This is a genomic window from Bacillus nitratireducens, assembly GCF_001884135.1.
GTDB classification, from domain to species: Bacteria; Bacillota; Bacilli; order Bacillales; family Bacillaceae_G; genus Bacillus_A; species Bacillus_A nitratireducens.
Genome location: NZ_MAOC01000085.1, coordinates 80,422 through 88,130 on the forward strand (window position 1 = coordinate 80,422; position 7,709 = coordinate 88,130).

Annotated in this window: 6 protein-coding genes and 1 pseudogene; 4 read left to right on the forward strand and 3 right to left on the reverse strand. The window is 37.7% G+C overall.

Annotation, left to right across the window (positions count from 1 at the left end; translation table 11 throughout):
* Positions 1-70 precede the first annotated feature (70 nt).
* The 3 genes from BAU23_RS23395 to BAU23_RS23405 all read right to left on the reverse strand — a co-directional run bounded on the left by BAU23_RS23395 (position 71) and on the right by BAU23_RS23405 (position 2,489).
* Positions 71-718 carry an MOSC domain-containing protein gene (locus tag BAU23_RS23395; protein ID WP_000510704.1) on the reverse strand — a complete coding sequence of 216 codons (648 nt, stop codon included), beginning with the start codon at positions 716-718 and terminating at the stop codon, positions 71-73.
* An 86-nt stretch (positions 719-804) separates the two neighbouring features.
* The gene (locus BAU23_RS23400; RefSeq protein ID WP_000812242.1) at positions 805-1,347 is read right to left on the reverse strand and encodes a transcription repressor NadR; all 543 of its coding nucleotides are present in this window, start codon (positions 1,345-1,347) and stop codon (positions 805-807) included.
* On the reverse strand, positions 1,347-2,489 hold the full coding sequence (locus BAU23_RS23405) for an IscS subfamily cysteine desulfurase (protein WP_000973749.1): 1,143 nt from the start codon (positions 2,487-2,489) through the stop codon (positions 1,347-1,349). Before BAU23_RS23405 ends, BAU23_RS23400 begins: the two co-directional genes overlap by 1 nt.
* A gap of 153 nt (positions 2,490-2,642) precedes the next feature.
* Between BAU23_RS23405 and nadB the strand changes: the two genes are divergently transcribed.
* From nadB to exsA, 4 genes and pseudogenes are all read left to right on the forward strand, one after another.
* A complete protein-coding gene (gene nadB / locus BAU23_RS23410) occupies positions 2,643-4,172 on the forward strand; it encodes an L-aspartate oxidase (RefSeq protein ID WP_001138558.1) in 1,530 nt (509 codons plus the stop codon).
* Between the two features lie 19 nt (positions 4,173-4,191).
* Positions 4,192-5,025 (forward strand): carboxylating nicotinate-nucleotide diphosphorylase, encoded by an 834-nt coding sequence (gene nadC, locus BAU23_RS23415; protein ID WP_001094124.1) that lies wholly within the window; start codon positions 4,192-4,194, stop codon positions 5,023-5,025.
* A 30-nt stretch (positions 5,026-5,055) separates the two neighbouring features.
* On the forward strand, positions 5,056-6,162 hold the full coding sequence (nadA, locus tag BAU23_RS23420; RefSeq protein ID WP_000511758.1) for a quinolinate synthase NadA: 1,107 nt from the start codon (positions 5,056-5,058) through the stop codon (positions 6,160-6,162).
* 225 nt (positions 6,163-6,387) lie between these two features.
* Positions 6,388-7,709 (forward strand): annotated as a pseudogene (exsA, locus tag BAU23_RS23425) (spore coat assembly protein ExsA); the annotation flags it as partial.

Consider the following 7,709-nt stretch of genomic DNA (forward strand, 5'->3'; position numbering starts at 1 on the left):
GATATAATTTCGGTCGCTAGTATACCGTGTGATAGAAATAAAGAATCCCACCTCTTATAGGTGGGATTCTTTATTTCAACTTCGCAAGACGATCCTCTAACTGACCACGCCAAATATCAGCTAGTTCTGGTACAGCAAGAATTTTTTCAATGCCATCTTTATCTTTTCTATTATGAAAATAAATTTCGTTAGAGAACAAAACAGATACATTGTTTGATGGACGTTCTAGCAATGTAATTTTAGAATCTTTACGTACAGTACCTTCTTGAAGGACACGGCATAAGTAGCCAGTAAATCCAGTTGCTACAATGCGCGGCAGTATGCCAGGGATGCCAAGACGTTTTGAAATTGTGCTACAAGGGACGCGAGCTTGTGTCACTTGAATGATTGCTTCACCTAATTGATATGTATCTCCGATGCAAACATCACGCTCTAACATATTTGTTACGGTAATGTTTTCGCCAAATGTGGAAGCTGGAAGCGTAGTTTGAAATTCCTCTTCCCATAGTGCGTAATGCTCGTGTGGGTACACACAAACTGCGCGATCAGGTCCACCGTGATGTTTTAAATCTGCTACATCATCACCACGGAATCCGTCTTTTGAGAGAAAGGCCTCTTCTGTAGGATCTTTACATATACCTGTTATCATTTCTTTATCTTCGCCATATTTCATTTGTTTCGGTTTACCGGTGCTAAAGTGAACGAGTTCAATTCCCATATTTGATCTCCTTTATAATTGTTTACAATATTATAACATCTACAAAATAAAAGCACAGAGTATGATAAAAAACTCTGTGCTTTACATTAATAAACGAGAAATCCTGCTTTATCTAGTGCCTCACAAGCGGCATCTAATTTCTCTTTAGAATCTGCTTCGATTGTATGTAAGTGAATACCATCTGTTAGTTGCGAAAGGTAGGAAGCGTTTGTGTTTTCGATTTTTTGTAAATATTGCTCTACATCAAAGCGATTACTTACCATGATGGATGCTGTTAAGTCGCCGTATACAGGATGCTCAACTTTTACGTCTTTAATTGTAACGCCGTGGTCAACTAACATGGTAAGTTCTTGACGTACTTCGGCTGGTTTATGTTGGCATACGATTACGCGTTCAAAAGTTTGTTGCTTCGCTTGTGGTTTTAAATATAAATATCCTTGTGCAGTCGCGATAATGGGTTCATTGCGTGCTTTGAGCAAGGAAATATCTTGTACGATAACTTGTCTACTTACATTCGTCTTTTTAGATAGTTCACTCCCTGATAACGGCTCATTTGCAGCGAGAAGCCACTGAAGGATGAGTTGTCGTCTTTCTTCACCTAAAATCTTTTTTTGATCATTTTGCTTCATTATGATTTAACACCTCTATAAAATTGATTTCCAATTGCGTGTAGTGCATGAATAGTAGTATCAATTTGTTCTTTCGTTGTTTGTTGTCCGAAAGAAAAACGGACATATTGTTTTGCCTCTTCATACGTTTTTCCAATTGCAAGCATTGTTTTCGAAGGTTCTTGTTTACCGACTTGGCAAGCACTTCCGGTGGAAATAGCAATACCATGGCGATTACATTCTAGCATTGTATATTGACCTTCTATTCCTTTTATTGTAACCCCAATAATATGTGGTAAACAAGAAGTAGAATGTCCTTTCACTTCAATTTCTAGAGGAAGTGTTTGTAATTGCTTTAAAAAATAAGATCGTAATTGTTTAAAACGAAAGCTCTCTTCCTTTTGATTCTTTAATATATGCTCTGCGGCTGTTAAAAAAGCAGCGATTCCAGGAACGTTTACTGTACCAGGGCGAAAGCCTTTTTCATGAGAAGTTCCAGGGAATATTTGTTCCCAGCGTGTTTGCGGATTTATATAGCAAGCACCGACACCTTTTGGCCCGTATATTTTATGGGCTGAAACTGAGAGACTATCAATCTTCATTGCTGTAACGTTTATTGGAAGTTTACCAAATGTTTGAACACAGTCCGAATGAAATAAAACATTATATTTTTTTAAAAGTGCCCCGATTTCTGCGATGTTTTGAACGGTTCCGATTTCAGAATTTCCATGCTGTATACTTGCTAGAACAGTATTCTCTGTAATAGCTGCTTCTAAATCCGCTACATGAATTAGCCCGTTTTTATCAACAGGAATTTCAGTAATTGTATAGCCTTGCGATTGTAAGGATTGAAAATAACTTCGAATCGATGCGTGTTCCATAGGTGTCGTAATAATATGTTTCTCATTTCTAGCATTTAGAAGTGATTGAATCGCAAGATAGTTAGACTCTGAACCACCGCTTGTGAAGAATACACCTTGTTCCTTCCCCCCGATCATTTCTGCAAATGTTTCTCTACAAACTTTTAATAAAGAAGATGCACTTCCGCCGATATCGTGTAAACTTTGTTCATTTCCGAAATATGTTTTTGTCGCTTGTATATATGTTTCTAAAGCTTCTTCGCTCATAGGTGTAGTTGCTGCGTAATCAAGATATATCATCATGTGAATTCCTCTCTTCAGTAAGAGTGATGTTTATTTTCGTTTTGAGAATGATAGTGAAAATACGAATTGTAAAAAAACTCTTGTCATTATTTTAAAACTATGTAAATATAGGTGTCAAGACAGTTGAAAAGTGTAAAGTAGGAGGCAACAATTATGCCAAGTGCAGATGTCTTGATTATTGGAAGTGGCGTTGCGGCACTTCGTGTTGCAAAAGAGATTTGTCACGAAAAGAATGTGATAATTATCACAAAAAAAACAGGACGTAATAACAATACGCATTTAGCCCAAGGGGGAATTGCAGCGGCTGTTGCTGCATATGACGATCCGAGTGGGCATTTTGAAGATACATTAGTGGCAGGTTGTCATTATAACAATGAAGAGGCAGTTCGGTATTTAGTTGAAGAGGGGCCGAAAGAAATAAATAAGCTTATTACAAATGGAATGAAGTTTGATGGGGATGAAAAAGAGCTCCATCTTGGTAAAGAAGGAGCTCATCGAAAACGTCGTATTTTACATGCGGGAGGAGATGCAACCGGTAAAAATTTATTAGAACATTTAATTCAAGAAGTAATTCCGTACGTTACTGTTGTAGAGCAAGAGATGGTGCTCGATTTTATGATAGAAAATAATAAATGCGTAGGGGCTTTAACACGAAATAGTGAAGGAGAGCTGAAGCGTTATTATGCTGATTATACGGTGTTAGCATCAGGCGGAATCGGTGGTTTGTATGCCTTTACGTCGAATGACGAGACAATTACGGGTGATGGACTTGCGATGATATATCGAGCTGGTGGTGAACTAGTTGATCTAGAATTTGTACAATTTCATCCGACAATGTTATACGTGGGCGGGCGATGTTGTGGTCTCGTTTCTGAAGCAGTTCGCGGGGAAGGAGCTGTCCTTATAAATGAAAAGGGACAGCGTTTTATGATGGATATACATCCCGGGAAAGATCTCGCACCGCGTGATGTAGTGGCAAGAGCTATTCATGAACAACTTCTTGCGGGTGAAAAAGTGTACTTAAACATCGAAACTATTCAAAACTTTGAACAGCGCTTTCCGACCGTTTCATCATTATGTAAAAAGAATGGCGTTGATTTAAAAGGGAACCTTATTCCGGTCGTACCGGGTGCACATTTTCATATGGGCGGCGTGAAGACAAATTGTGACGGAGAGACATCCATTTCAAACTTATATGCGGTCGGTGAAGTGGCGTGTAATGGAGTTCATGGTGCGAACAGATTGGCGAGTAATTCATTATTGGAAGGTCTTGTGTTCGGAAGGCGGATAGGAAAACACATTTTAGCTAGACCAGCACAAGAAAGAAAAAGTATATCAGAAGAGAGAGAAAAAAGTTTTATAGCTCTTAATGATTTACCGTTGAAAGAAGAAATACAAGAATACATGATGAAGTATGTTGGGATTGTGCGAACAGAGAAAAATTTATCATATGCTACGAGATGGTTTAGTAGGTACGGTGTGAGAAATATGATATTACAATATGATGCTCTTACAAATGAAGAGATTACGCTTATTAATATGTTAACAGTTTGTGAGCTTATAACAGTATCAGCATTGCAAAGAAAAGAAAGTATTGGTGGTCATTATCGCAGTGATTATCCAGAAAGAAATAGAGTAAGGAAAGAGATTATTCGAGTGAGAAGAAAACTACAACTTGTTTAATAAGGGGAAGAGGGGTTTTATGAACACATTAAAAATTAAGGAAGCACTAAATAGATTTTTTCTAGAAGATATAGGAGAAAGAGATGTAACATCGCAGCTTATCTTTCCCGATAATGCAATTGCAAAAGGAACTTTTCTTGTAAAGGATACAGGGGTCTTTGCGGGAAGTTTAGTAATAGAAGAGGGTTTTAAACTAATTGATGAAAAAATTGAAGTTACACTCCATAAAAAAGATGGGGACTTAGTAGGAAAAGGTGAAATTATAGCAACAGCTAAAGGGCCTATTGCATCTTTATTAACAGCGGAGCGCGTTATATTAAATATTATTCAGCGTATGAGCGGGATAGCAACGATGACTCGTAAAGCAGTACTTACGTTAGATAGCAATCATACGCGTATTTGTGATACGAGAAAAACGATGCCGGGACTACGTATGTTTGATAAATACGCGGTAGTGTGCGGAGGCGGATTTAATCACAGATTCGGTTTGTATGATGGTGTCATGATTAAAGATAATCATATTACGTTTGCTGGATCAATTACAAAAGCTGTTACATCGGTGAAAGAAAGATTGGGACATATGGTGAAAGTAGAAGTCGAAACAGAGACGGAGGCGCAAGTGAGAGAAGCGGTAGAGGCCGGCGCAGATGTTATTATGTTCGATAATCGCACGCCAGATGAGATTCGCGAGTTTTCAAAAATTGTACCGAGTGCCATCGTTACGGAGGCTTCAGGTGGTATTACAATTGAAGATTTATCGAAATACGGAAAAACAGGAGTGGATTATATTTCACTTGGGGCGTTAACACATTCAGTGAGAGCACTTGATATTAGTTTTAATATTGAGGCGTGATGAGAGTGGTTTAGAGGGGGAGAATCATAAATGGGTATTTTAGAGAAAGTTCAGCCAATCGAAGTAATGTTACCAGAGCGTTATCAAACGATGTCTACATTAGAAATGGAAGAGCGTGTTCGCGAAATTAAAGAAAAAATGGGTGAATTGCTATTTATTCCAGGGCATCATTATCAAAAAGATGAAGTGGTACAATTTTCAGATGCAGCAGGGGATTCGTTGCAACTTGCGCAAGTTGCAGCGAGTAATAAAGAGGCGAAATATATTGTGTTTTGTGGTGTACACTTTATGGCGGAAACAGCAGATATGTTAACGACAGAGGATCAAGTTGTCATCTTACCAGATATGCGTGCAGGGTGTTCAATGGCAGATATGGCAGATATTGAGCAAACAGAAAGAGCGTGGAAAGAGCTCGCAAAATTATTTGGGGATACGATGATTCCGCTAACGTATGTAAATTCAACAGCTGCAATTAAAGCATTTTGCGGTCGTAATGGAGGGGCAACAGTAACCTCTTCTAATGCAAAACAAATGGTGTCTTGGGCGTTTACACAAAAAGAACGTCTCGTCTTTTTACCAGACCAACATTTAGGAAGAAATACAGCGTATGACTTAGGCATCCCGTTAGATAAAATGGCAGTATGGAACCCGCATACAGATTCATTAGAGTACGATGGAGATATAGAAGAAATTCAAGTGATTTTATGGAAAGGTCATTGTTCTGTTCATCAAAATTTTACTGTGAAAAATATTGAAAGCGTGCGAAAAAATCATCCGGATATGAATATTATTGTTCACCCTGAATGTTGTTATGAAGTTGTTGCCGCTTCTGATTATGCAGGATCAACGAAATATATTATTGATATGATTGAAGCTGCTCCAGCGGGAAGCAAGTGGGCAATTGGTACAGAGATGAATTTAGTGAACCGAATCATTCAGCAACATCCAGATAAAGAAATTATGTCGCTAAATCCATTTATGTGTCCGTGCTTAACAATGAACCGAATTGATTTACCTCACTTACTATGGGCACTTGAGAATATAGAAAGAGGAGAAGAAATTAACGTTATTCGTGTAGAAAATCAAGTAACAGAAGAAGCGGTTCTTGCATTAAATCGTATGTTAGAACGCGTTTAAAGCAACGGGATTTCCGTTGCTTTTTTTCATACATATAATCATAACGAGAGCGAAATGGGCATACATTGTTTTGAAGAAATCATTGTGGTTTTTTATGCTTATTCCACTTCGAACTATATTGAAAATAGAAGAAGTGATAAAAGTGAAAAGAAGTTAATGTTATTTAGAAAGGGTTACTTCATGAGATTTGTTACTTATAGATAAGTTATACAGGAGGGGGAAAATTTGAAAATTCATATCGTGCAAAAAGGGGATACCCTTTGGAAAATTGCGAAAAAGTACGGAGTGGATTTTGACACGCTGAAAAAAACAAATACACAGCTTAGTAATCCAGATTTAATCATGCCAGGTATGAAAATTAAAGTACCATCAAACGGCGTTCATGTGAAACAACAGCCTGGAGCGGGTTCTACGCCGCCAAAACAATATGTAAAAGAGGTGCAACAAAAAGAGTTTGTATCAACACCAACTCCACTTGGAATAGAAGATGAAGAGGAAATTACGTATCAATCAGCACCGATTACACAAGAGCCAGCTATGCAACAAACGCAAAAAGAAATGCAGGTAAAACCGCAAAAAGAAATGCAGGTAAAACCACAAAAAGAAATGCAGGTAAAACCGCAAAAAGAAATGCAAGTGAAACCACAAAAAGAAATACAGGTGAAGCCGCAAAAAGAAATACAGGTGAAGCCGCAAAAAGAAGTGCAACAAGAAAAGCCGATTCAAAAAGAAAAACCAGTTGAAAAGCCGTCTATTATTCAAAAACCACCTGTTATAGAGAAAGTAGAAAAGCAAAAGCCAACTACGAAGGATAATACTAAATTTTCCATTAATGTATTACCGCAGCCACCGCAACCACCAATTAAAGCGAAAAAAGAATATAAAATTTCAGATGTAATAAAAAAGGGAAGCGAGTTAATTGCTCCTCAAATTAGTAAAATGAAACCTAACAACGTCATTTCTCCGCAAACGAAAAAAGACAATATAGGAAATGTATCACCACAAGTGAAAAAAGAAAACGTAGGAAACATAATTTCACCGCAAGTGAAAAAAGAAAATGTAGGGAACATAGTCTCACCGCAAGTGAAGAAAGAAAATGTAGGGAATATAGTCTCACCGCAAGTGAAGAAAGAAAATGTAGGAAATATAGTCTCACCGCAAGTGAAAAAAGAAAATGTAGGGAATATAGTCTCACCGCAAGTGAAAAAAGAAAATATAGGGAATATAGTCTCACCGCAAGTGAAGAAAGAAAATGTAGGGAATATAGTCTCACCGCAAGTGAAGAAAGAAAATGTAGGGAATATAGTCTCGCCAAACGTATCAAAAGAAAATGTTACTATCCCGCAAGTAATACCGCCAAATATACAAGTGCCGAACATAATGCCAATAATGGATAATAACCAACCACCAAACATAATGCCAATAATGGATAACAACCAACCACCAAACATAATGCCAATAATGGATAACAACCAACCACCAAATATGATGCCGATAATGGATAACAACCAAATGCCAAATATGATGCCGATAATGGATAACAACCA